Source organism: Fibrisoma montanum (assembly GCF_003583365.1).
Lineage (GTDB): Bacteria > Bacteroidota > Bacteroidia > Cytophagales > Spirosomataceae > Fibrisoma > Fibrisoma montanum.
The window spans coordinates 153,913-176,706 of record NZ_QXED01000010.1 but is presented as its reverse complement, the minus strand read 5'-3'; the positions used below and the strand labels follow the sequence as shown (position 1 = coordinate 176,706).

Below are 22,794 nucleotides of genomic sequence, written 5' to 3'. Positions count from 1 at the left end.
ATGATTGACGTAACTATCAACTGGTCTGATCCTGTTAACTGGTTTATCCTGTCCGGATTAGCTGCTCTCCTGGGCATGCAGGTCTGGCTGGTTTTAAGAAATTCCCAGCTTTCGGCGGGACGAAAACGGGTTCGGCTGGCCCTGAACGGTCTGCTGTGGCTGGTGCTGCTGGGATATGTCGTGCAGCCGGTCTGGCGGGAAAGTGCACGGACTACCCATGCGCTGATCGTTGGGGAGGAGGTGCCTTCGACTTTTAGTCGGCAGGTGCAGGACAGCCTCGGAGTTCGCCGGCGGTTCACGGCCGGTACGTTCAAAGGGGAGTTTGATTCGGTGACGCTGCTGGGGCAACAGTTTCCACCGGAGGTACTTGGCCGGCTGAGCCGGTCGGCAGTACGCTGGCTACCGTATCAGCAACCCGATCAGGTGCAGACGATCCAATGGAAAGGCATTGTGCGTCGGGGTGAAATGCAGCGGGTAACGGGCCGTCTTGTTTCTTCACGAAAGCAGGCGCTCACGGTCCGGTATGGGAATCGAACGCTGGACAGCCTGGCGTTGCGCGAAGGCACCAATACGTTCACGCTGCAATTCCCGGCGTTTGTGCAGGGACGAACGGAGGTCACCCTGCTATTAGGTGACGCGCCACTCGATACAATCCGCTTCTTTGCCCGCCCGCCGGTTCCGCTAACGTACCAGTTTGTGCTGAGCAGTCCTGATTTTGAAAGCCGGACACTGGCCGACTGGCTGGGTAAACAGGGGCACACTGTTCGGGTGACCAGTACCCTTTCGAAAGACATCAGCAGCAGCCTGGCACTTAACGAAGGGAGCCGCAAAACCACTAAACCCGATGTTGTTATCACCGATCCCGGTAATGCGGCCGATCCGCTGGTTCGGCGGGCGGTTGCCGGGGGGCAGTCGGTTCTGTTTATTAACACCACCGATCCCGAAAGCGAAGCCCGACGCATCAATCAGGCGGTGGGCAGTAGCTGGCGGGTCCGGAAGATTTCGACGGAGTCTGCCGTGTCGGTTGGGAATGGCCTGACCGCGCTGCCGTATGCCATCACCAGCACGGTCAATCAGTTTCCGGTGGCCGGCTACCCGGTAGCGGTGCAGCAGGGAGTGGGCAGGATTGGCCTGAGCCTGATTAGTGAAACGTACCCGCTAAAACTCAGTGGCGACAGCGTTGCGTACGACCGGATCTGGACGGCCATTCTGGCCCCTCTGCAACCCCCCGGCCTCAATAACGTAACCGTCGATGCCCCGGTGGTGGCTGGTCTGCCCACGGATTTGCAGGTCAACAACGTACCGGCCCGACCTGCTGCGTTGTCTGTAGGCCGCGATACGGCGACACTGGCCTATTCAGCCATCAATAACCTGTCGGCGGAAACCAGGTATCGGTTCAGTCGGCCGGGCTGGCATACGATTCAGGATTCGGTGGATGTGTATGCCTACGATCCGCAACGCATAGCCACGGTGGCCGGCAACCGGCTGCTGAGTCAGTACGTCCGGGCTCAGACTACCTACCTGGCGGGCCGGGAAGTGGCCGAGGCTGTAACGGATAATTCGGTGCCAAACTGGGTCTGGCTGGTGCTGTTGCTGAGTTGCCTGACCGCGCTCTGGCTTGAACCGAAGCTAGGCTGAGAACCCGTTAGCGCAGCATCTCCGCGACCAGAATGCCCAGGTACGTTCCGATGGCGTTGCCGAGCGTACCGACCAGGACGGCCGGCAGTTGCAGATCCGCCCGGTTCATGCTCCGGGCGAGCGCCAGCGCCGACGTAGCGCCCCCGATATTAGCCTGGGATGCAATACCCAGCACATCCCAGTCCTGCCGAAACAGCGCCCCGACCCCAAACAGCAGAACGGCGTGAATCAGTACCAGCAGCAGAATCATCCCAAAGAGTACTAAGGCCAGTTCACCGTCGCGGAGCAGGGCCGCAACGTCGCAGTAGGCTCCGATCACGGCCAGAAAAACGTAGATGCCGAGCAGACCCAATAGACGGCTGCCACTCAGCTTGTTGACGACGCGGAACTGCGCCAGGGCGAGGGCCAGGGTAGTCAGGACAAGAACGAACGGCAGGGCCGGAAACCAGGCGGCTACCTGTTTTGCGAGGAAGATAGCCGCGAACCCCATTGCCAGCAGCAGGGCCAGATCAGTCGGGCGGATGGTTTCGGCATCGGAGAACAGCGGCTGAGGAGCCGACCCGTCTTTCAATCCGGCCGAGGTGGTTGCCAGCGGGGCCGGAGCCACGGCCGTAGGCTGTTGGCGCGGAAACCGGCGCTGGAGCAGACGCGGCAGGGCCAGGGTCGCCATCATCCAGAGCGTCGTCAGGATGTTGTCGGCGGCCGTAGCGGCAATGAACAGATTGCCGGCTTTTGATACGTTGTAATGCAGGGCAACCGCGTGGAAGTTGATACTGCCGCCAATGTACGTGCCGGTAAACATCCCCGCCAGGGCGTAGTGCAGTTCACCCACGGTCTGCGGAGCCGCGAATACCCATACGCTCGTCAGTACGCCGATAACAACCCCCACCGAGCCCGTCAGGTACATGGTCAGCATGGGCAGGCCTGCCCGGCGAAGGTCTTTCAGGTTGACGCTGAGGAGGAGCAGAAACAGCGAAAATGGAGCAACGTAGCTGAAAATGCCGTCGTATACCGGCGTTTCGGTCGTTGGAATAAGGCGCAGGTTGGCTTCAAGGGCCGTCAGGACAATGATCAGCAGGGCCGTACCGAGGTGCCGGAAGAACCGGCGCTGGCATAGCCATTCGCAGATAACTACGTTCAGGCAAAGAACGAAGAGGATAAATAGGGAATCAGTCAAGAAGGTGGCGGTTTGCAGTGGGTAGATGATTGCCACAATCTACTCATTTTCTGCCGACTGCCAATGGCGTTACCCACCTCTTTCCAGATCAGCTCTGACCAACCGGCTGCCCCAGGCAGAGCTTTCGGCCAATCTGCTCGGCCACGTAGTGTTCCATCTGCCGGATGGTATGGAGCCGGTGCCAGTCCTGATCAACGATGCGAATACCGTAGCGGATTTCCAGCTGTACCAACAGGTCAATCCGGTCCAGGGAGTCCAGACCCAGATCGAGGGTTAAATCGGCTTCGTTGGAGAGCGCATCCTGACGAACTCCCATTTCCCGTAGCATCCGTCGCACAGGGGCATTCATTGGGTCGGTCATGTCAAAATCATTTATCATCGCGCTGCTTACTTAATGGTTACGTATGCGTCCGGATTCGTGCATAGGTACTGAGTTGGTTATTCCGGGCGTCTGTACGTAGTCGTATGCAATAAGCAGGCCAGTCAATGCGTGTGGATTAGCTAAAGGCAGTCAGCGGGTTAGTCGAGGGGTATAACAAATTGATTAACAGAAATGTATTGTAGCCGTAAAAATTTTTAATTGGCCTCATCCGCTTTACTGGCCCTGTTTCGGGTCGGTTTGCTCATAAACCAGCCAACAAATCGGTAATCGGCGATCAATTGCCTTGTCAACGCAGCGGTCAGCCAGCAAAATCTAAGCCAATACAATAGTTATTGACTAGAGTAAATGCGGACGCCCGACCAGATTCGTCAAAACCTGGCCGGGCTGATCGTAGGCCGTGGGGCGTGATTAGGCGGTTACCCCTTATCGGCTTCGACTAGGGCTGGGGTCGCTGGCTCGGCAGGTGATTCAGACGATTGGTCGGCAGCATCAGTCGCCGGTGCCTGCTGAGCAGTGGTCTGCGCATCCCGGAGCCGCTGGACGAAAACGCCGGCCAGCGCTACGGCCCAGGCAGCGGCCACAGCGGCAACGTCATCGTTACGGCCGCGCTGCTTAGCCGCAATGCCAACGAAGGCCGCGATGAGCGTAACGAGGTAGTACGGATCATTCAGTCGTTTTGAGACAACGATTCCCAATCCGCCGGTAGCCGATAAAATACCGTATGCCCAACGCCGGGCCGTTGCGGGCGACACGCGATAACCAGCCTGAAGCAGTAGGTTAGCCCCGCTGACGACCGTAGCTGCCGTTAACCAGCCGGTATACAGGCTAATCGATTTACGCAATGTATTTTCCGGTTCCGGTACTGCCGTCCGGCCAATTTCCAGCTGGCGATGCAGGCCCAATGACAGGGGCAGCAACGAAATGGTGGTTAACCCACCGCCTACCCGGCTGGACAAATCGGATTTTGAAAAGAAGTAGCCAAACACCAGATTCAATACGTAGTTGGCCCAGAGCCAGGGCCGGGCTTTGGCATAGCGAGGGTTATTGGCCTGCGACGGAAGGGCCTGGTGGACCGCCAGACCGATGGTGCCGGTGTAGATAACCGGCCAGGCAATCCCAAACGTAGCGTTGGCGGGTGTAGTCAGGTTTAAGTCCAGTTCCCGTTGCTGTTCGTCCGCTATGTCTGTGCGGAAAGCCCCCCGTTTTGGCCGACTGAAAAAGAAAGTACCGATGATGCTGCCGATCACAAAAGCGGCTGTAGCGTAGCGTTCAAGCTGGTTGTTTTTCATAGCGACTGCTGGTTATTCAGACATTATGAAAACAACGTAACCGCTTGTATTTTGTTCAATTTTGTACTTAATTAATTGATGTGATATGATATGGTATTAAATAACGTTGCTTTGAATTAAATCTGAAATCGAGTTGTCGCGGTCATTCAGGAATATAGGATTATGGAAGGTGTGCAGTTTTTGTAGTAGGCCGACCAGTACCATTTTCTCGGCAGTAGTCAGGTTACCACCCATGAGAACGGCAATCTGCCCCATGACCGGCCACATGCCCATCAGGAGTTCCTGTCCTTTGGGGGTCAGTTGCAGTCGTTTGCTGCGCTTATCCGTTTCATCGGCATACTGCTCCACCAGCCCGTTGGCCAGCAATCGCCGGATGATTTCGGTGCCGGTGGTTTTCTCGTGAATATTGCGCTCGATCAGCGAAATCTTGGTCATAGGCTGGTGTTGCCACAAAGTTGCCAGGTACGTAAAATCGTCGTAGGTAACCAGGGGCGTATTTTCCAGGCCTTTGCGGGCATACACCCGTGAGTAGCGATACAGATATCCGATCATGATACCGATGTAAACGTCGGGTGTCTGGTACGCATCGTGGGTATAGTCGCTATGCTGAGCGTGTTCGGCGGCCGAGGTGATCAGGTGCTGATTCAACCAGGCTACAAAATTGAACAGCGTTTGCTGATCGGAGTCGGGCTGTTGGTGCTCAAAGCTTTCCAGGTGACCGATCAGGTCCTGAATGAGCTGGTAATTTTTCATAACGACGGGGGCTGAATGGTTCTTCCGGCGAAAGTACAAAACCGGGCGGATAAAAAAATAAACAAAATAACTAAAGCATTAGTTGTGAAACTAAATCATTAGTCATACCTTTCGTTCGCTAAAGCACAGACCGTATGCAGCTCCGTGAACTTACCAAAGCCGAGGAAGAAATTATGCGCGTCCTCTGGAAGCTTAAGAAGGGCTTCGTGAAGGACATACTGGCCGAGTTGCCGGAGTCGGACCGTACCGACGGACCGGCTAAACCGGCCTACAACACCGTGTCGACGATTGTCCGGATTCTGGAGAAGAAAGGGCTGGTGGGCTACACGGCCTACGGCAAAACACACGAGTATTATCCGTTGATTACGGAGGAGCAGTACCGGCGTTTCCAGACCGAGCAACTGATGACCAACTATTTCGATGGATCGCTGAAGAAGCTGGTGTCTTTTTTCGTCAGGGAGAAGAACCTGAGCCTGAAGGAAGCCGATGAGATTATTCAACTCCTGAACAAAGAGAAAGACCAATGAGCGCCCTCGACTATTTTCTCAAGGCCAACCTGTTCCTGCTGCTGTTCTACGGCTGCTACTGGCTGCTGCTACGTCGGCATACATTCTTTGGGCTGAACCGGGCGTATCTGCTCGGCGCAGTGGCAACATCCTTGCTGCTGCCGTTGGCTAAACTGCCTGGCCAGGCTGCCGAGACGATTCCCGTTCCGGTGGGCGTCATTGCCTTGCCAATGGTTGAAGCAGCACCGGCGGCTTCCGTACAGGCTCCTGTAGAAACAAATTGGGAGCAGATAGGCCAGTGGGCGTACGTAGTGGTGGCGGTGCTGCTGCTCGTGCGGCTGGGCGCTCGTTTGTATCGATTGGTTCGTCTCATTCGCCGATCGCCACGGGAGTCGCATGACGGCTTTGTACTGGTTCGGCCGAGTGACGAACAGTTGCCTACGTTTTCGTTCTTTCGCTACGTAGTGTTGAACCCGGCCGATGAGCACAACGAACTGATCGTGCGTCACGAGCTGGTGCACGTTCGACAGTGGCATAGCGCCGACATACTCGCGCTGGAAATGCTGAGGGCCGTGTGCTGGCTGTGCCCGGCGCTGTGGTTATACGACCGGGCCATCCGTCAGATACACGAGTTTCAGGCGGATCAGGCGGCTGCGCAAACGACAACCTACGCTCATTTTCTGGTGGCGTACGCGTTTGGGGTTCAGCCCGACTCCCTGGTCAATGGCTTCTTCAATCCGTCACTGCTGCGGCAACGGCTCCGGATGCTGGGTCGGCGGGCAACGAGCCGGTGGGCACTGGGTAAATATGCGCTCGTGCTGCCGCTGGCGCTTGGTCTGTTAGCCATGACCAGCGTGCCGGAGGAAGTCGTGGCAATTGTGGATGAACCCGCTGATAAGTTCATTACAATTTCTGGCCGTATAACCGCCCCTGATGGTAAACCGTTGCCAGGAGCAACTATTGAGGTAAAAGGAGCTACCCGTGGCACATCCACTGATCTGCAGGGGCGATACGTGTTCTCCCATGTGTTTGGAAAAGACACGCTGGTCGTAGGTTTCGTTGGTTTTAAAAACCAGGAAGTGCCCGTAAACAACCGGACGGTGATCAATGTGCAACTGGCTCTTCAGCAGAAGAAAGTGGGTCAGGGCAGTAGTACAAAGAACCGACAAAACCCGGAAAAGCAGCAGGACAAACGGACAAGTATGGTGGCACCCTCACCGTCAGGTTCGAGAAAACCGCAGTTTACCGCCATACATGACAATAGCCCTAACGCCAGGTACTTACTCGTTAACGAAAGGCCGCGTTCGTATCCTGCTGTCGATTCAATGTTCAATAAAGGGCGAGCCAGCATACGAATCCGGGGCCTTGGTCCATTCGGGGAAGATCCGTTGTACATTGTAGACGGCGTTCATACTACGGCCGATACGCTGAAGAGCCTCAATCAGAAAGACATTCAGAGCGTTGAGGTGATCAAATCTAATTTTTCGACTACGTATGGTGCAAAAGCAAAAAATGGTGTTGTCATCATAACCACGAAGAAATCATGAGCGCCCTCGATTATTTCCTCAAGGCCAACCTGTTCCTGCTGCTGTTCTACGGCTGCTACTGGCTGCTGCTACGTCGGCACACGTTCTTTGGGCTGAACCGGATGTATTTGCTGGCATCACTGGTCGCTTCGTTGGCTTTGCCGTGGATTGACGTTCCGAATCAGGCCAGTCAGACACTGACGGTAAACGTAATGACGCTGCCGACGATTTCGGTAGGGGCAACCACCGAATCACTGGATTTAGTTTCGCTGCCAATGCTGCTGTGGCTGGTGTACGGCATCGGTGTCGTTTTTATGCTTTTTCAGCTTGGACGTAACGTCTGGTGGGTGCATCAGATCATAAATCGTGGCCAACGACACAGTGTGTCGACGTATATAGGTATACGTTTGCCTGATGATGTAGTTAGCTCGTTTTCGTTTGGCCCGTATCTGGTGCTGAATCGCAGTGATGCCCTGGCGGCCGACGAGGCTGTGCTACGTCACGAAGAAGCCCACATTCAACAGATGCATACAATTGATGTACTGCTTGTAGAATTCATGCGGGCCGCGTTCTGGTTCAATCCGGTGCTGTGGCTGTACAAACGATCGCTGCAGCAGGTGCACGAATACCTCGCCGACCAGGCTGCCAGCCGACTTATGAGCTCGTCGGATTACGCCCGGACGCTGGTAGCCTACTCGCTCAACGTACCGGTGGCCGCCCTGACTACCGCTTTTGTATCAATTAGTAACCTCAAACAACGAATCCATATGTTACAGAAACCTGCAACGCACCGCCGGGCTTTGCTTAGCTACGCGGCCGTGCTGATCCCGGCAACACTGCTCTGGATGTGTACCCAGAAAGACACCGAACTGACCTCTGAGAAGGGAGAAACCATTGAGGTGAACCAACCCGCCCGGCAAGCTGGTGTTGACGGCGAAATTTACACGGTAGTAGAAAATCAGCCGGAGTTTACCGGCGGCATGGAAGGGTTAATGGAGTACCTCAGTAAGAATATACGGTATCCAGCTGCGGCCGAACGCGCCAACGTGCAGGGAAGGGTATTCGTCAATTTCGTTGTCACGAAAGAAGGTGATATTGCCGATGTTAAGCTATTAAAAGGAATCGGCTTCGGGGCTGACGAGGAGGCCATTCGCGTTGTACAGAAAATGCCGCGCTGGAAACCGGGTTCGCAGAGTGGAGAGCCGGTGAATGTGCGATTTAACTTGCCAATCAATTTCCAGTTAAAAGCTGCCAAGCCGTCGACAGGTGAAGGTCAAGCAAGTCAATCCGGTGTGAAACTGTGGATCATTGACGGGAAAGAATACACGAACGAAGCCTATCAAAAACTCAATCTGGACCCCAACACAATTGAGCGTATGGATGTCGACAAAGAAAGAGGGGTTGTATCAATCACAACAAAAGAATAAGAAGCGGACTCTAACCAGGTAAGGCATACAAAAAAGCCCGTCAGGTATCTGGCGGGCTTTTCGCATTATCCGTCTTTACGTTATTTAATTCTCTACACTAATGACGATCAAAAGTAGTGTTCGTCATGTTTTGCGGCCCTGTTCTTAGTAAACGGTTGTTCCGGCTCATCCCTGTCCCGGTTTTCCTTCGGCTGCAACGTGTCGTTTTCTGATTATTAGTTACACAATACGTGTCAGAAGGCTCATTCATATGTGGGAAAGCTGAAAGTATTTATAAAAATATTTACAAAAGCAGGTAAGTATAGGAAAGTTGAGTATCGGAATGTGATAATATTTGACTCGCTATTGCTTACTGAACGCTTATAGTTCATTTACCTGAACCCTTAATCCTAATTCTATGAAACGTATCTATCAGGTTGTGACCGTTAGTATGGTGGCCGGTTTCTGCACAGGCTTTGTTCATGGACAAAGTAGTAACAGACAACCGGCTCTTACACGCCAGGACGGGCAGCAGGTTGCCATGAATACACGCAGGCAGCCCGAACAAAATAAGAGTACGTCTGTCGCCGAAATTCCTGTATCGGGCAAAGTGACCGATGAGCAGGGCAATGGCCTTCCGGGCGTAAGCGTGGTGGTGAAAGGTACGTCGCAGGGAACCACAACCGACAGCCAGGGGAGTTTCCGGCTGGCGGTGCCTAACACCAACGCAACCCTGGTCTTCAGCTTCGTGGGCTACGGCCGGCAGGAAGCGGTGGTTGGTACGCAGACGACGTTCAACATCCGGCTCGTTCCGGACGATCAGACGCTGAACGAGGTGGTGGTCGTCGGTTACGGTAGCCAGGTGAAAAAAGAAGTGACGGGTGCCGTACAGACCGTGAGCGCGCAGGAGATCAAAGACATTCCCGTGTCGCAGGTCGGTCAGAAACTGCAGGGCCGGTTAGCCGGGGTACAGATCAACCAGACCACCGGCCGGCCGGGAGCGGGTATCAACATCCGGGTTCGGGGACAGGTTTCGGTAACGGCCGGTAGCGATCCGCTGTATGTGGTCGATGGGTTCCCGATTACGGGTAACATCGCGCAGTTGAACCCCGACGAAATTGACGACATTTCTATTCTGAAAGATGCCGCTTCGACCTCGCTTTACGGATCGCGGGCGGCCAACGGCGTAGTACTGATCACGACCAAAAGAGGAAAAAGCGGTAAGACCAACATCAGCTTTAACGCCTTCGCTGGTACGCAGCAGGTTCCGGAACGCGGCCGAATCAAGATGCTGAACGCTCAGGAATTTGCGCAGTTCAAGAAAGAGTATTACGAAGATCAGGGCCAGGCCGTACCGACTGAGTTCCAGAATCCGGCAAGCTGGGCCGACAAAGACAACGACTGGTATGGTGCCGTTCTGCGGGATGCACCGATTCAGAGCTATAACCTGACGATTTCCAGTAACACCGAGCGCTCAAATACATCGCTGGTGGCCGGTATCTTTAACCAGGATGGCGTAGTGATCAACAACAAGTACAAGCGCTATTCGCTGCGGATGAACTCCAACTACAACCTGTCTGACAAAATCACGGTTGGTTTCAACGTAGCGCCTTCGTACGTATTTGACAATACGCCCCGGACCGACGGTGACCGCGGTACGGGTATTCTGTTCAACGCCCTGCATACCTGGCCGGTGATGCCTATCCGGGACGACCAGGGTAATCTGACGCTGGTGAACCGCTTCCCTGGCAGCACGGGTAACATTTTTTCGTATCCGAACTGGGTACGGGCCGCCAGTGAGCTGACCAACGAGACCAAGAATACGAACCTACTTGCCAACGCCTATGCGCAGTATTCACCGATTCCGGGCCTGACGCTGAAGTCGACCATCAACGTCGAATACCTGAACTCGCGGTTCTTCTTCTTCAACCCATCGACGGCAACCAGCCAGATCAACGTGCCCATTCCGACGCTGGCCGTTTCGATCCGCCAGAACCGGGAAGACATCTCCTGGCTGAACGAGAACCTGGCTACGTACACCCGGAGCTTTAACGATGCGCATAACTTCGAGTTACTCGCCGGTTTTACGCAGCAGCGTTATAGTCAGGATATAACCCGTATTCAGGCCGATACGTACGCCGATGATCGGCTACCGACCATTCAGGGGGGGCTGAACATAAACCGTGCGGGTTCTACCAATGCCATAAACCAGTGGAGCCTGTTATCGTATCTCTCGCGCCTGACGTACAACTACAAGGGCAAATACCTGTTTACGGCAGCTATCCGGACCGATGGTTCGTCGCGCTTTGGGGCTAACAACCGCTGGGGTACCTTCCCGTCGGTTTCAGCAGGTTGGGTAATTTCCGACGAAAATTTCATGAAGACCTTTACCCCGGTTTCGTTTGCCAAAGTGCGGGCCAGCTACGGAATCATTGGTAACAACAACATCGGTAACTACACCCAGTACGCGCTGGTGAATAATACGGTGAACGCAGCGTTTGGCAGCACGGTTGCGCCGGGAGCGGTGGTTACCTCCATTGCCAACCCCAACCTGGGCTGGGAAACCACCAAGCAGCTCGACCTCGGTCTCGACCTGGGCCTGCTGAACGACCGCATCAGTTTTGTGTACGACTTCTATACCAAGCGGACTACCAACCTGCTGTATGCCGTTCAATTGCCGCAGGAGTCGGGCTTCACGAACTTCAACGACAACATTGGTGAGATTAAATTCTGGGGTCATGAGTTCGCGCTGAACACCCGCAATACCACCGGTAAGCTGAAGTGGAATACCAACGCCAATATCTCCTTCAACCGGAACCAGGTGGTAGCGCTGGCTCCCGGCATCGACCGGGTGTATGGCTTATTCCACATCACGCAGGTAGGCCAGCCTTTTGGTCAGTTCTACGGGCTGGTCAAGGACGGCTTCTACATGAGCGCCGAGGAGCTGAGAAGTTCGCCCGTTATCCCCGGCCGTTCGGCGGTCGGTACGATCAAGCTGAGGGACGTGAACGGCGATGGCGTAATCACGTTCGGTGGTGATACCGACGACCGGGCCATCATTGGAAACCCCTTCCCGAAGTTCACGTACGGGATTGTGAACGACCTGCGCTACGGCAACTGGGATATGTCGATTACGGGTTCCGGTTCCTACGGTAACCAGTTGTGGGTGCGTCACCTGTACAGTACGGCGAACCTGGATGGCGTGTTCAACATGGTGGCCGGCGTAAAAGACCGCTTCCGGGTGGATAGCCGGGGCAATGTGATCACACCGGGCAAGGGGATGTTCGGGGCCACCAACGGCGGTGGTAACTTCACCGGCATCGAGCGCGACTGGCCCAGTTCGCTTTTTGTAGCCGATGCCTCGTTCTTCACCATCCGGAACATCACGCTGGGCTATACCTTCGGCGCTCTGAGGAAATTTTTCAATTCGGCCCGGGTGTACGCTTCGGCTCAGCAGGTATATGTGTTCACGAAGTACACGGGTGGCCCGAACCCCGAAACCAGCGCTCAGAACGATGGCCAGGGTGATGGCGGTAACCTGAGCCAGGGGGTCGACCTGTCGAACTACCCGGTTCCGCGTACGTTCACCGTTGGTGTTAACCTGAATTTCTAAGTTCCGGCAATCAGTCTTTCATCCTTACCCGACTACAGAATGAAAAAGAAAATCCTTTTAGCAAGTCTGATCGGCCTGTCTGTGACGAGTTGCAACAACGATACGTTTCTCACCGTGGTGCCCGAGACCGCGTTGAGCTCGGCTACTTTCTTTACCAAAGAAGCCGACTTTCAGCAGGCGGTGAACGCCATTTACGTACCGCTGCGGCCGATGTACAACGAAGCGGCCTGGGCTCTGGAGGAGATGCACTCCGACAATACCTACTACGCCCGGAACGTGCTGTTTGGGGCGGTGGATAACACCCAGAATCTGGCCGACTTTGCCATACTGAATGCCGGCGGGCTCAGCGCCAATACGATTATTCTGAACATATACCGTCTGAACTACCAGATCATTGCGCGGGCTAATCAGGTGCTTGCTCTGATTGATAATGTGTCGTTTGGCACCGATCAGCGAAGTACCGACTCGAAGAATAACCTGAAGGGACAGGCCTATTTTCTCCGGGGTTTTGCGTACTTCAAGCTGGCTCAGTTGTTCGGCAAAGCGCCCCTGCACCTGACCCCGGTAGCCGACCGCGAAGGGGCGGCAAAGCCCCTGGCACAAGCGACTGAGTTGTACGCGCAGGTGGAAAAGGATGTTGCGGAAGCGATCAAACTGCTGCCGCTGAAGAAGGATCAGGAAGGGGGACGGGCAACCTCGGGGGCCGCCCGAATGCTGCTGGCCAACCTGTACATGGTTCAGAAGAAATGGCCCCAGGCCGAAACCCTGCTCCGGGAGATCGTCACCAGCGGGGAGTATTTGCTGCTGCCCGATTACAATGATGCCTTCTCGACCACGACGGGTAACAAAAACAACCGGGAGTCGGTCTTTGAGGTGCAATACATCGAAGGGCCGGCCGGTCTGAACGGGAACCAGATTTACCGGTTTATTCCGGCACCGATCACGGCCGATGAGCTGAGGCCCATTACCGGTACGTCGAACCCGCAGGCAATCTCCGGCGAAAACAACAACGTTCCGACGCCGGATATCATTGCCGCCTACGAGCCGGGCGATAAGCGGAAAGACATATCCATCGGTACCGTGACGCTGAGCCAGAGCTTACGGGCTAATAAAACCTACCCGTACATCAAGAAGTACGCCCGGCCTCACTCGCAGCACAACAATACGGGTCAGAACTGGCCGGTGTATCGGTACGCTGAGGTACTGCTGTTCCTGGCCGAAGCCCTGAACGAGCAGGGTAAAACGGCCGAGGCTGTCCCGTTCCTGAATCAGGTGCGCAGCCGGGCGGGGCTGACGGCTGCTGCGGCTGGTTCGCAGGCCAGCCTACGTGAAGCCATCTTTAGAGAAAGACGCGTTGAGCTGGCGTTTGAAAATAAGCGGTGGTATGACCTGGTCCGGACCGGTCGGGTTAACGAAATTATCACCGCCTACGGCGCCCGCATCAAGGCCAACCCGCAGGAGTATTACTTCCCAAGCGGTGCGGTGCCCCCACCGAACGCGTTCACTAATCTGGAGGTGTATTATCCATTGCCGGCCGTTGAAGCTGCGCTGACTCCAAACTTCTGACCAGCAGTCCTTCCGGCGGCTCGATTAAGCCGCCGGAAGGACTGCTGGTAAACGATATTTTGGTTCGTGCCCGCAAATTAATCAGTAGAATAAGCCGGGTATCTATCTCTTAGTAATGCCTGAAAAAGCCAACTGCGGCTATAAATCAGACAAGAACTCGGGCCAATGGAATTCTGTCAACCCCTTATGCAACATCACCATGTTTTCTAAAGTCAACAAGGCCAAACTCGGATTAGCCGTCGTGGCCCTCGTTCTGATCGGAACGTCCTGGATTAGCATGCAGAGCTCGGAATCGGCGAAATCAGCGCCCGACAATCCTAAGCTGGATAAACTAAAACTACTCCCTGGTTTTAAAGCCGAACACCTGTATAGCCCATCCGACAACAAACAGGGGTCGTGGGTGGCGATGGCATTCGACGATAAAGGCCGGATGATCACCTCCGACCAGTACGGGTTCCTGTACCGGCTCGAAATGCCGCCGATCGGGTCGGGTGGACAGCCTAAAATCGAAAAGCTTCAGATAGGGGCTGTGCAGCCCGGCGATACGAGTTCAAAAGTAGGCATGGGCTACGCGCAGGGTCTGTTGTACGCCTTCAACAGCCTGTACGTCATGGTGAACAACCGGGAGAACAAGAACTTTGAAAAGAGCAGTGGGTTGTATCGCCTGCAGGATACCAACGGCGACGACCAGTTCGACAAAGTAACGCTGCTGAAAGCCCTGAAAGGGGAGGGCGAACACGGGCCGCACAGCATCGTGCTGTCGCCCGACAAGCAGTCGCTTTACGTGATCTGCGGGAACCATACCGACGTTCCGGAAATGGATGCGTACCGGCTGCCCGCCAACTGGCAGGACGATAACCTGTTTCCCAAAATTACGGATCCGCGTGGTCATGCCGCCACCCGCAACGCGCCCGGAGGGTGGATTGCCAACATCGATCCCGAGGGCAAACGCTGGGAGCTGGTCAGCGCCGGCTACCGCAACGCATTCGACATTGCGTTCAACGAGGCCGGGGATATGTTTACCTATGACTCGGACATGGAGTGGGATTTCGGTTTGCCCTGGTACCGGCCTACGCGTATCTGCCACGCGACCAGCGCCAGTGAATTTGGCTGGCGTACGGGTAACGGCAAGTGGTTGCCGGCTAATCCCGACAACCTGCCTCCGGTGCTGAACATCGGACAGGGGTCGCCAACCAACCTGCTCTACGGCCAGAACGCCCGGTTTCCGCAAAAATATCGCCAGTCGCTGTACGCCTTCGACTGGAGCTTCGGCATCATCTATTCCATTTATCTGAAACCGAAAGGCGCTTCGTATGAAGCTGAGCGCGAAGAATTCGTATCGGGGTCGCCACTACCCCTGACGGATGGCGCCATCGGGCCGGACGGCGCCCTGTACTTCCTGACGGGTGGTCGTCGGCTGGAATCGGACCTGTATCGGGTGTACTACGGCGGGTCTGAGTCGACCCAGGCCGTTGCCAAAGCGCCGGCTTCTTCTAAAGAGCGCCAACTCAGAACGGAACTGGAGCAATACCACGGCAAACCCAATCCGGCAGCTCTGGCAGCCGCCTGGCCTAACCTGAACCACCCGGATCGGTTTGTCCGGTATGCAGCCCGGCTGGCCGTTGAACACCAGCCCGTGAGCCAGTGGCAGGACAAGGCGTTGACGGAAACCGATCCGCAACGGGCAACGCAGGCAATCATTGCACTCGCCCGGCATGGAGATGCCGCTCTGAAGGGCAAACTGCTGAATGCCCTGATGAAGATCAACATGGGTTCGTTGTCCGAAGCGCAGCAGTTTGATCTGGTGCGGGCGTTTGAACTGGTGTTTACGCGCATGGGTATGCCCGACCCGGCCGACAAAGAAAAGGTGATTGCTTACCTGAATCCACGCTATCCAGCTAAAACTGCGCTGATGAACCGGGGCCTGAGCCGGGTGTTAATTTACCTCGAAGCACCGGGCGTCGTGTCGAAAACGCTGGCGCTGATGGACCTGAAGGATGAACCGGGCAGCAAGGATCTTGGGCTCGAAACCGCTACGGCCTCGTCGGATCTGATTCTGCGCAACCCGCAGTATGGGCTGGACATCGCCAAGATGCTGGAGAAGGTACCACCGCTGCAGCAGACGTTCTACGCCGTTATGCTGAGCCGTCAGGAAACCGGCTGGACGCCCGAACTCCGCAACAAATACTTTACCTGGTTTGCCAATGCATTCAAATACCAGGGTGGCCGCAGCTACGTCGGCTTCATCGACAGAGCCCGCAAACTGGCCATGGCTCATGTGCCCAAAGACCAGGTTGCGCGGTACGATAAGCTATCGGGTGGGGAGCTGCTGACTAAGTCCGGCAATGATCTGGCCCTGGACTATACGCCCAAAGGACCGGGCCGTCCCTGGAAGCTCGACAATGCGGTGGCCATAGTGGACAGTGCTATGGGGAGTCGGGATTTCGATCGGGGTCGAAAAATCTATTCGGCCGTGCTGTGCAGCCGCTGCCACTCGATGCGGGGCGAAGGCGGAGACATCGGGCCGGACCTGACCCAGCTGGGTACGCGCTTCTCGAATAAAGACATGCTGGAAGCGATTATTCATCCCGACAAGGCCGTATCAGACCAGTATGCGTCGACCATTTTCTTGCTGAAAAACGGTCAGTCGGTGCTGGGGCGGCTGGTAAGCGAAGACAAAGTGAATTACTCGATTTCACAGAACCCGTTCGCGCCGGATCAGCTACGCAAGATTCCGAAGAAGGACGTAACATCGAAGAAGTATTCGACCGTGTCGATCATGCTGCCGGGGCTGATCAACAGCCTGAATCCCGACGAACTACGCGACCTGATGGCGTATCTGAAGTCGGGCGGGAACCAGAGCCACGAGGTGTATAAGAGCACAGACGGTGGCGCGAAGGGCAAGTAAACACATGCCTCCGAATACCGTAGCGTGAAGCTATGTCAAGTGCGGTCGGATTCAACACCCCACTGCACTTGACACAGCCTGGCTGCATTTGTAAAGCATACGTACTGAACCGCCTAGCAGAGCTGACCCGGCAGGCTCCTGAAACTTACCGGGTCGTACATCACAGAGAGAGGCTATCAACCATACTCCGGTCAATAAAATGATTGAAAGAAAAGCACCCGCGTCCATACAATTACTACTCATTCTGGCTGCCGTACTGATCGGTGGATTTATTACCGACGGCCGGGCTCAGGGCAAAAAGGATAAAGAGGGGTTCGTGCAGATATTCGACGGTAAATCGCTGAAAGGCTGGGACGGTGATCCAACGTACTGGCGGGTTGAAAACGGCAATCTGGTCGGCGAAATTACGCCCGCGACGCTCCTGAAAACGAATTCGTTCATCATCTGGCGGGGTGGCGAACCCGCTGATTTTGAGTTTAAAGGTGAGTTCAACATCACCGAAGCGGGTAACTCCGGCATCAATTACCGGAGCGAACAGCTGACCGACGTACCTTTTGCGCTCCGGGGGTATCAGGCCGATATCGATGGAAAGAACCGCTATACCGGTCAAAACTACGAGGAACGTAAGCGGACTACGCTTGCTTATCGTGGCGAAAAGGCAAAAATCAACGCGTACGACGGACCGTCAACGCCCGAGGGCGTCAGGGCCAACGTGAACAGGAATGCGTGGAACGGCCGCACGGTAGTAGGTTCATTGGGTAACTCTGACTCCCTGAAGACTTTAATTAAGAGTGAGGACTGGAACACGTTTCACCTGATTGTGAAAGGCAATCACCTTCAGCACTACATCAACGGCGTGCTGATGAGCGATGTCGTTGACGAAGATACCGTCAACGGCAAAGGTAAAGGGTTGCTTGGCGTTCAGGTACACGTAGGGCCGCCGATGAAAGTGCAGTACCGGAATCTGAAGATAAAGCAGTTGTAATTCATATTACCCCTAATCAGCCTGAGGGGCGAATTTGGCACGATACGATTCGGATTCAACCGTCACGTTCAGGCAGTATGGGGGTTAGGCAGACTTGAATTTTGACACAGTATCCCTGGAAAGACAAAGTATCGAACCCGGCTCAACTGGGCGGCATCGAAACGTCGGTGCTCGACAATGGCGCTGGGCGGGGCGTCCGGATCGCCTGGATCAACACCGGCACGGGCCTGCGCTACAAGGTGGTGCTAGACCGGGCCATGGACATTGCCGAAGCGTTTTACAACCAGCATAGTCTGGCGTGGCTCAGTCACTCCGGTACTACGTCACCTCAGCCATTTACTGAGCGGGGGATTAACTGGCTCCGGACGTTTGGCGGGGGGCTGCTGACGACCTGTGGCCTGTCGCACGTGGGTGGTCCTGAACAGGACGAATACGGCGAGCGGGGCCTGCATGGGTACATCAGCAACACCCCAGCTGAGATAGAATCCATCATCCAGCCCGATCCAGCTATTGGCAAACTCGACTTCAGCATAACCGGCCGGATGCTGGAAACGACCGTGTTCGGCCCGAGTCTGGAACTGAAACGAACCATTTCGGGAACACTCGGGCAGCCGGTGATTCGGATTCACGACGAGGTAGTAAACCGAGGCAACGCAATGGCTCCGCACATGCTGCTGTACCACGTCAATTTTGGCTGGCCACTGGCCGACGAGGGTACGAAAATCATCTGGCAGGGTGAGTGGCAGGCTCGTGAGGGAGGGATTAACGGCGATATTTTCCGCGACGATTACGACTTCCGTACGTGCCCGGCTCCGCTCGATGCGCACAGCGGTACGGGCGAAGCCGTAGCATTTATCGACCCCGCGCCCGACGACGCCGGTCAATGCGCGGCCGGCTTGTACAATGAAAAAGCAGGCTTTGCGGTGGCCCTGCGATTCCAGAAAAGCCAGCTACCGTGGCTCACCAACTGGCAGCACTGGGGCAGGGGTGAGTACGTAACGGGCGTGGAGCCGGGCACTCATCCGCCCATTGGGCAGGCCAAAGCCAGGGCTGACCAATCGCTCCTATTTCTGGAACCGGGCGAACGTCGCAGCTACGATCTGGACATTGAGGTGCTGCACAATCAGGCTCAGATCAACCAGTTCACTAAACAGAAATCAATCAACTTGTAATCCGTTTGCCGTTTGTGGTAGTAGTTAAGTTGCTGCCGACAAACGACAAACCACAAACACGAGTCCTTAATGGAAACAACGACGAACGTAAGCTTGGCGGAAAAAGCGCTGGAACAAGGCAAAGGCATCCTGCGGCTGGCCCCCACCTGGGTACCCCGGTCATTCTGCGTACCGGGTCGACGTATCAAGCTGCACCCCGACGATTACTACGTACTCGGCGGAGTCCGCGGTGGTATCGATGAACGCTGGTTGTCGTCAACAACCCCTGCCAAAAACGGGCCGCTCACCGGCGAGAACGAGGGCTTAAGCATGATCGTCTTCAACGACGGTGGTCAGGAAGTACAATTCCTGCTGCGCGATGCCATTGACGAGTTGCAGGGCGCGATTATTGGCGAACGGCTGTGGAATGAGTACCAGAGCTGGCCCATGTATTCCAAGTTTTTCGATAACATGGGGCCGCTGCCGCACCACGTGCACCACAACGACGAGCAGGCCGCCCTGACCGGTCAGTTAGGCAAACCCGAAGCGTATTATTTCCCACCGCAACTTAACAACCACGGCGGAGACTATCCGTACACCTTCTTCGGCATCGCGCCCGGCACCACGAAAGAACAAATCCGCGAGTGCCTGATGAATTTTACCAAAGGCGACAACAAGATCACCAATTACTCGTCAGCGTATCGGCTTGAGCCGGGTACAGGCTGGGACGTTCCGCCGGGACTGCTCCACGCGCCGGGTAGTCTGTGTACCTACGAACCGCAGAAAGCCTCCGATATTTTTGCCATGTACCAGTCGCTGGTGAACGAGGCCATTGTTCCTGAAGAACTGCTCTGGAACGGTACCCCCCAGGACCGCATCGGCGATTATGACCTGCTCATGGAAGCCATTGACTGGGAACTCAACACCGACCCGAACATGATGGCGAACCGGTATATGGTACCGAAGCCCGTGAAGGACATGGCCGAGATGGAAGCCGAAGGCTACATTGAAAAATGGGTCTGCTACAAGTCGGATGCCTTCAGTGCCAAGGAACTGACCGTACTGCCGGGCAAAACGGTAACGATTCGGGATAGTGCCGCCTATGGACTCATCATGATGCAGGGCCACGGCAAAATGGGCGTATGGGACATCGAAACGCCCGCCCTGATCCGCTACGGTCAGTTGACCAACGACGAGTTTTTCGTCAGTGAGCAGGCAGCTACGGAAGGCGTAACCATCACGAACCCGTCGACAACCGACCCAATCGTAATGCTCAAACACTTCGGACCGGGCAACCCTGACCTAGTTCTATAAAAATTTGTGCTGGGTGGTTTGTAGTTTGTAGTTCGTGGTTTGTGCCGGGCCGCCGGGAGGTTTGTAGTTATTGTCGCATCCTGGCTCTTGCGCAGCAACTACAAACCACGAACTACAAACCACAAACCGCCCGGAACAAACCACAAACCTTAAAAACCATAACCTCTCATGAACGACAACAATTTCCCCAAACTCCACAACGCTACCTGGCCAGGGCTCGTTGGGAAAGGCGAAAATTCGGAGCCGCCTATTTCGTTTGATGACATGCTGAACATGACCGCTGCCGCCGAGGTGGACGGTGTAAAGTTCGACGGTATCGATATTGGGCTGATGCCTCCCCATTTCGACGTCGACACCATGACGGATGACGACATCAAACGCCTGGCAGATAAAGTTGCGTCCAAAAACCTGAACATTGGCAGCATGGTAGCGCCCATTTGGGGAGGCCCCGCCATGGGCAGCAAAGACGACCGGGCTATGTTTGTCAACATGGTACGCCGGTCCTGCGAGATTGGTCAGCGCCTGCGCGAACTGGGGGTTCGTCCCTACGGTGTTATCCGCATCGATTCGGCCAGTTCCCCGCAGGAGTGGGAAAAAGACCCGGTGGGTAATTCTAAACTGATTGTAGAGACCTTCCAGCAAGCCTGCGACGTAGCCGCCGATTTTGGTGAGCGCCTGGCCGCTGAGGGCGAAATCTGCTGGGGGGGTATGCACAGCTGGCGGGTAATGGTCGAAACCCTCGAAGCCGTAGACCGTCAGAACATGGGCTTCCAGGCGGATATGGCTCACACGCTGCTGTACCTGATGGGCTACAACCATCCGGAGGACCGTATTCTGCCCGAAAACTTCGACTGGAACGACCGCGCTACGTTCACCGAAGCCCTCAAGACCCTGACCCGGGCGCTACGTCCCTGGACCATCGACTTCCACGTAGCTCAGAACGACGGTACCGTATTTGGCTCCGGCTCGCACGACAAAACCGGTCGCCACTGCCAGGCTACGGACCCTAATGGCAAGCTCGACATCGTGACCGATGCGGGCCTGTGGCTCCGCGACGAGAACGGCGAACTGACCAAAGCGTTCAAGCACATCTGCTGGGATGGCTGTATGTTCCCCAATGCCGTTATGACCAACCAGCAAACCTGGAACGACATTCTGGCTACCATGATTAAGGTGCGCCAGCGGCACGGCTGGCACCAGCAGGAGGAAGTAGCCGCAGGCACAGTGTAATTTGAACGTCAACCATCATACGCAACATGTCAACCAGGAAAGACTTACGAATTGGAATAATTGGCACGGGCTTCATGGGGCGGACGCACTCCAACGGCTACAGCCAGGTCAGCCACTTTTTCCCCGAGCTGCAATACCGGCCCATCCTGAAAGCCGTCTGCTCCCGCAATGCCGAAAAGGTGCAGACCTTCGCCGACCAGTGGGGCTACGAGTCTGTTGAAACCGACTGGCGGGCCCTGATCGCCCGCGACGATATTGACGCCGTCGACATCTGTACGCCCAATGATTCACACGCCGAAATCGCCATTGCGGCCGCCGAAGCCGGGAAGATGGTGCTGTGTGAAAAACCATTGGCCCGTACTGTGGCCGAAGCGCAGCAAATGCTCGACGCTATCGAAAAGGCGGGTGTGGCCAATACCGTGTGGTACAACTACCGCCGATTACCGGCCGTTACGCTGGCCAAACAGCTTATCGACTCCGGGAAGCTGGGTAAGATTTTTCACTACCGGGCTAACTTCCTGCAGGACTGGACCATCAGCGCCGATGTGCCGCAGGGTGGTACGGGCACCTGGCGGATGGACGTTGAAGCAGCCGGTTCCGGCGTAACGGGCGACCTGCTGGCTCACTGCATCGACACCGCCATGTGGCTGAACGGCAGCATCACCGACGTATCGGCCGTGACGGAAACGTTCGTAAAAGAACGGATGCACGCCGTGACCGGCAAAGTGCAGCCGGTTGGTATCGACGATGCCTGTATTTTCCACTGCCACTTCGAGAACGGCTCGCTGGGCCTGTTCGAGTCGACGCGCTACGCCCGCGGCCACAAGGCGCTGTACACCTTCGAAATCAACGGCGAGCACGCGTCGATCCGCTGGGATCTGCATGATTTGAACCGGCTGGAGTATTTCGACCACCGCGACGAAGGCATTGTTCGCGGCTGGCGGTCTATCCACGTAACCGACGGTGATCAGCCGTACATGAACAAGTGGTGGGTGCCGGGCCTCGGCATCGGTTACGAGCACAGCTTCATTCACCAGGTTGCCGACTTCCTGAAGAGTCTGGAAACCGGAGAACCCTGTTCGCCAACCTTCCAGGACGCGCTCGAAACCCAGAAAGTATGCGAAGCCGTGCTTGAATCGGCGGCTTCCAGAAGCTGGAAAGATACCGGCGTAGGCACCACCGTCAGCCAGGAAGCGTAAGTGATTTCTTGATTTTTGTCATGCTGACGAAGGACGCATCTCGGGTAACTAACTAAATGGCTCATCCGAAGATGCTTCCTCCGTCAGCATGACAAAAATAGGTATATTAATTATAATGCATTAATAATCAATATATTAGTGCCAGTCATGT

General features: G+C 55.5%; 16 protein-coding genes. 12 read left to right on the top strand and 4 right to left on the bottom strand.

The window, feature by feature from the left end; all coding sequences use genetic code 11:
• Entirely contained in the window at window positions 1-1,638 is a 1,638-nt protein-coding gene (locus DYU11_RS27650) for a hypothetical protein (RefSeq protein ID WP_119671032.1), read from the top strand.
• A 7-nt stretch (window positions 1,639-1,645) separates the two neighbouring features.
• Here DYU11_RS27650 and DYU11_RS27645 read toward each other — a convergent pair whose 3' ends face one another.
• The 4 genes from DYU11_RS27645 to DYU11_RS27630 all read right to left on the bottom strand — a co-directional run bounded on the left by DYU11_RS27645 (window position 1,646) and on the right by DYU11_RS27630 (window position 5,239).
• Complete coding sequence (locus DYU11_RS27645) at window positions 1,646-2,815, bottom strand: DUF819 family protein (RefSeq protein WP_119670979.1); 1,170 nt, start codon at window positions 2,813-2,815, stop codon at window positions 1,646-1,648.
• An 88-nt stretch (window positions 2,816-2,903) separates the two neighbouring features.
• Complete coding sequence (locus DYU11_RS27640) at window positions 2,904-3,164, bottom strand: acyl carrier protein (protein WP_158600379.1); 261 nt, start codon at window positions 3,162-3,164, stop codon at window positions 2,904-2,906.
• Between the two features lie 449 nt (window positions 3,165-3,613).
• Window positions 3,614-4,486, bottom strand: a complete 873-nt coding sequence (locus tag DYU11_RS27635; protein WP_119670977.1) for a TspO-related membrane protein — start codon at window positions 4,484-4,486, stop codon at window positions 3,614-3,616.
• A gap of 96 nt (window positions 4,487-4,582) precedes the next feature.
• Window positions 4,583-5,239, bottom strand: a complete 657-nt coding sequence (locus DYU11_RS27630; protein ID WP_119670976.1) for a MarR family winged helix-turn-helix transcriptional regulator — start codon at window positions 5,237-5,239, stop codon at window positions 4,583-4,585.
• 134 nt (window positions 5,240-5,373) lie between these two features.
• On the opposite strand from DYU11_RS27630, the gene DYU11_RS27625 reads away from it, so the two are divergent.
• The 11 genes from DYU11_RS27625 (at window position 5,374) to DYU11_RS27575 (ending at window position 22,643) form a co-directional block, all read left to right on the top strand.
• Entirely contained in the window at window positions 5,374-5,766 is a 393-nt protein-coding gene (locus tag DYU11_RS27625) for a BlaI/MecI/CopY family transcriptional regulator (RefSeq protein WP_119670975.1), read from the top strand.
• A complete protein-coding gene (locus tag DYU11_RS27620; RefSeq protein ID WP_119670974.1) occupies window positions 5,763-7,292 on the top strand; it encodes a M56 family metallopeptidase in 1,530 nt (509 codons plus the stop codon). The genes DYU11_RS27625 and DYU11_RS27620 overlap by 4 nt, the downstream gene beginning before the upstream one ends.
• Window positions 7,289-8,698: a M56 family metallopeptidase gene (locus DYU11_RS27615; RefSeq protein WP_119670973.1), complete on the top strand. Its 1,410-nt coding sequence runs from the start codon at window positions 7,289-7,291 to the stop codon at window positions 8,696-8,698. Before DYU11_RS27620 ends, DYU11_RS27615 begins: the two co-directional genes overlap by 4 nt.
• A gap of 520 nt (window positions 8,699-9,218) precedes the next feature.
• Window positions 9,219-12,290 carry a SusC/RagA family TonB-linked outer membrane protein gene (locus DYU11_RS27610; RefSeq protein WP_374756011.1) on the top strand — a complete coding sequence of 1,024 codons (3,072 nt, stop codon included), beginning with the start codon at window positions 9,219-9,221 and terminating at the stop codon, window positions 12,288-12,290.
• Between the two features lie 39 nt (window positions 12,291-12,329).
• Window positions 12,330-13,856: a RagB/SusD family nutrient uptake outer membrane protein gene (locus DYU11_RS27605; RefSeq protein ID WP_119670971.1), complete on the top strand. Its 1,527-nt coding sequence runs from the start codon at window positions 12,330-12,332 to the stop codon at window positions 13,854-13,856.
• Window positions 13,857-14,055: 199 nt separating this feature from the next.
• Window positions 14,056-16,764, top strand: coding sequence for a c-type cytochrome (locus tag DYU11_RS27600; protein ID WP_119670970.1), 2,709 nt, complete (start codon window positions 14,056-14,058; stop codon window positions 16,762-16,764).
• 199 nt (window positions 16,765-16,963) lie between these two features.
• Window positions 16,964-17,749: a 3-keto-disaccharide hydrolase gene (locus tag DYU11_RS27595; protein WP_119670969.1), complete on the top strand. Its 786-nt coding sequence runs from the start codon at window positions 16,964-16,966 to the stop codon at window positions 17,747-17,749.
• A 101-nt stretch (window positions 17,750-17,850) separates the two neighbouring features.
• Window positions 17,851-18,921 carry an aldose 1-epimerase family protein gene (locus DYU11_RS27590; protein WP_119670968.1) on the top strand — a complete coding sequence of 357 codons (1,071 nt, stop codon included), beginning with the start codon at window positions 17,851-17,853 and terminating at the stop codon, window positions 18,919-18,921.
• Between the two features lie 69 nt (window positions 18,922-18,990).
• Window positions 18,991-20,214 carry a class I mannose-6-phosphate isomerase gene (locus DYU11_RS27585; protein ID WP_119670967.1) on the top strand — a complete coding sequence of 408 codons (1,224 nt, stop codon included), beginning with the start codon at window positions 18,991-18,993 and terminating at the stop codon, window positions 20,212-20,214.
• 168 nt (window positions 20,215-20,382) lie between these two features.
• Window positions 20,383-21,444, top strand: a complete 1,062-nt coding sequence (locus tag DYU11_RS27580) for a sugar phosphate isomerase/epimerase family protein (protein WP_119670966.1) — start codon at window positions 20,383-20,385, stop codon at window positions 21,442-21,444.
• A gap of 26 nt (window positions 21,445-21,470) precedes the next feature.
• Window positions 21,471-22,643 (top strand): Gfo/Idh/MocA family protein, encoded by a 1,173-nt coding sequence (locus DYU11_RS27575; protein ID WP_119670965.1) that lies wholly within the window; start codon window positions 21,471-21,473, stop codon window positions 22,641-22,643.
• Window positions 22,644-22,794 lie beyond the last annotated feature (151 nt).